Here is a 3,054-nt window from a genome sequence, read left to right on the forward strand (position 1 = left end):
CAAAAATGTCTTGGCTCATGGAATCTCTCTCGCCTTTTTTTGATTTTTCGAGATCAGAGGCGAACGCTTCAAATCTGGTAGAACTGCCGATACCACTTCACAAACTCGCCGACGCCGGTTTCGAGCGTCACCTGCGGGCTGAAACCCACCCACTCGGCCAGTGCCGAGACATCGGCCCAGGTCTTGACCACATCACCGGCCTGCATCGGCATGTAGTTGCGCCGGGCCTGCAGGCCCAGGGCGGATTCCAGACAGTCGACGAAATCCAGCAACGCCACCGGCATGCCCCGCCCGATGTTGAAGAGCCGGTTGACCCCGGCGGCGCCTTGCGGCACCGGCGGCTTCGGCCGTAGCCGGGCGATACCTTCGACAATGTCGTCGACGTAGGTAAAGTCGCGCGACATCTGCCCCTCGTTGTAAATGTCGATGGGCAGGTCTTTGAGGATGGCGTCGGTAAACTTGAACAGCGCCATGTCCGGGCGCCCCCACGGACCGTAGACGGTAAAAAAGCGCAGGCCACTGGCTTTCAGGCCATACAGATGGCAGTAACTTTCGGCCAGCAGTTCATTGGCGCGCTTGCTGGCGGCGTACAGCGAAACGGGATGTTCGACAGGATCCTCGACACTGAATGGCATCTTGCTGTTGGTGCCGTACACCGAACTGCTCGAGGCGTAGATCAGATGCTCGGGGCGATGGTGGCGACAGGCTTCCAGCACATTGAGGAAACCCACCAGGTTCGATTGCCCATAGACATCCGGGTTGTCCAGCGAGTAGCGCACGCCAGCCTGGGCGGCCAGATGCACCACCTCGGTAAAACCGTGTTCCTGGAACAGGTTCATCAGGGCCGGTTTGTCGACGATGTCCATTTTCTGGAAACGAAAACCCGGCAAAGTCTCCAGCACCTTGAGGCGCGCGTGCTTGAGTTCCACGTCGTAGTAGTCGTTGAGGTTGTCGATACCGACAACGTCCTGACCTTCGCGGCACAAACGCTGGACCGTATGAAAACCGATGAAACCGGCCGCACCGGTGACCAGAACGGTCATTGGACGCACGCCTGCGACTGCGTCACGATCGACGCGAAATTACTGATCCAGACACTTGTCAGCTTCATGTGTAGTTCCTGCTCCTGGCGTCATTCCACGCATCGTTTCGTTATGAAGCTTATAAAACAGAAACATTTCAGTTTCGATAAGGCCGTGCACTACATCAGCAAAAAAAAAGTATTTGGCCGAAATAGCCGCTACTATTTGGCCGATCCGTCATGTGGCTTGTAAAACCGGAACAAACCGATATCCACGGTCCTGATGTATCCCTCGGCCCAATCCGGGTTGACGGTACGGTCATGGAAATACAGGGCACCCTGCGTGCGATCCGGCAGTTCCTTGTTCAGGGCCTTGCGCGCGATTTCCTTGGCCATCGCGTAAGGTGCCTCTTCCTGCGCCGAATCGGATTTGCCGTCACACCACCAGGAGAACTGGCAACTCCTGGTCTCGGAACCCTGCTTGACCACTTTGCACACCGTGTCCGGAAAGCCCTCGTGGCCCAGGCGATTCATGACCACGTTGGCCACCGCCTCCATGTCGGCGGCGTCCTTGCCCTTGGCTTCCCAGTAAATCGAGCGAGCCAGGCAAGTGATCGCATCGTCCAGGGGCGCGGCACCCGCCGGGTCAACGGCCTGGACTTCGGACGGGGTAATGGCTTCAGCCTTGGGTGCCGGCGCGGGGTTGCTGTTCTCGGCGGCCTTCTGCTCCAGCACTTCGGCCTTGTTCTCGGCCGCTTGCTGTTTTTGCTCTTGATCCCCGGCGGATACCGGGCCGGCAAGCAACGAGAGGGCGAGGCAAGTGGCGATCCAGTCGAGGCGCATGATCGGTGTCACTCGGCGAACGGTTCGATGCAGTGTAGTAGTGAAATGTTTTCATCCGCCCCACTACACTCTGGATAATTCCGTTGTCCTGGATGGGCCAACTTCGCGCATCATGGGCGCAATCTGCTCAAAAGGGGATATTCATGGGTTTCATCTCATCCGCAAAGGGTTTGGCCGGTTTGTCACTGGGCCTGGTATTGGCCGCCAACGCCTCGGCGGCGGACGAATCGCAATTGATCGAATCGATCAACGTCTACCGCAGCCAACTGCAGCGCTGTGCCGGCCAGGTTTCCTCGGAACTGCCGCCACTGTCGGCCGACCCGCGCCTGGTGCTGACCGCCCCGAGCATCGGCAATCTGCAGCAGGCCATGGCCACGGCGGGTTATCCCATGAAGAATGTGCAGGTCATCAGCCTGTCCGGGCCTCGCGATGCAGCCTCGGCGATGAAGGCGATTCAGGAGAGTTTTTGCCAGATCGTCCTCGACCCGCAATTCGTCGATGTCGGCGTCAGCCGCCAGGACCGTGAATGGCGCATCGTGGTCGCACGGCCGTTGTTGAGCGCACGCCTGGGCGACGCGCAGGCCGAGGGCCAGAAGTTGCTGACCGAAGTCAATGCAGCACGCACCCGGCCACGCCAGTGCGGTGCGCAATCCTTTGCCGCCGCGCCAGCCCTGGCCTGGAACGCCACGCTGGCCACCGCCGCCGAAGGCAACTCGCGCTCCATGGCCAACCACAACTACTTCGATCACAAGGACCGCGACGGCCGCACACCGGGTGACCGCGCGGAACTGGCCGGCTACGACTTCCAGCAGATCGGCGAAAACATCGCCGCCGGGCAAGACACGCCACACAAGGTGGTCGAAGGCTGGCTGTCCAGCCCCGGCCATTGCGCCAACCTGATGAACCCGCAGTTCCGCGAACTGGGCGCCGCTTACGCGACCGACCCGAAAAGCGATGCAGGGATTTACTGGACGGCGATGTTTGGGGCGCAGTAAAGACAAGACTTTGAGTGTGTCACGGACGGGCCATCCAACGGGGCACCTGTAGGAGCGAGCTTGCTCGCGAAAAACGTCTGAACAACACGATCAATCAGACAGCCCGCGTTATCGTTGACGTCCATCGCGAGCAAGCTCGCTCCTACAGGGGAACGCGTTCAATTGCGATCAGGCCGGCCAGTAGGCCGCCTCGCT

General features: G+C 59.9%; 3 protein-coding genes. 1 reads left to right on the forward strand and 2 read right to left on the reverse strand.

All coding sequences use genetic code 11. The features are described from left to right. Positions 1 to 68: 68 nt before the first annotated feature. Positions 69 to 1,043, reverse strand: a complete 975-nt coding sequence (locus tag PMI31_RS25410) for an NAD-dependent epimerase (protein WP_008022281.1) — start codon at positions 1,041 to 1,043, stop codon at positions 69 to 71. A gap of 200 nt (positions 1,044 to 1,243) precedes the next feature. Next, the gene (locus PMI31_RS25415; protein WP_008022282.1) at positions 1,244 to 1,864 is read right to left on the reverse strand and encodes a cell wall hydrolase; all 621 of its coding nucleotides are present in this window, start codon (positions 1,862 to 1,864) and stop codon (positions 1,244 to 1,246) included. A 143-nt stretch (positions 1,865 to 2,007) separates the two neighbouring features. Between PMI31_RS25415 and PMI31_RS25420 the strand changes: the two genes are divergently transcribed. After that, positions 2,008 to 2,859, forward strand: coding sequence for a CAP domain-containing protein (locus PMI31_RS25420; protein WP_008022284.1), 852 nt, complete (start codon positions 2,008 to 2,010; stop codon positions 2,857 to 2,859). Positions 2,860 to 3,054: the final 195 nt, after the last annotated feature.

This window comes from Pseudomonas sp. GM55, from assembly GCF_000282395.1.
GTDB classification, from domain to species: domain Bacteria; phylum Pseudomonadota; class Gammaproteobacteria; order Pseudomonadales; family Pseudomonadaceae; genus Aquipseudomonas; species Aquipseudomonas fluorescens_CC.

Coding starts and splice junctions, on each gene's coding strand:
- PMI31_RS25410 (WP_008022281.1), bottom strand. CDS start 1,043: ATGACCGTTCTGGTCACCGGTGCGGCCGGTTTCATCGGTTTTCATACG.
- PMI31_RS25415 (WP_008022282.1), bottom strand. CDS start 1,864: ATGCGCCTCGACTGGATCGCCACTTGCCTCGCCCTCTCGTTGCTTGCC.
- PMI31_RS25420 (WP_008022284.1), top strand. CDS start 2,008: ATGGGTTTCATCTCATCCGCAAAGGGTTTGGCCGGTTTGTCACTGGGC.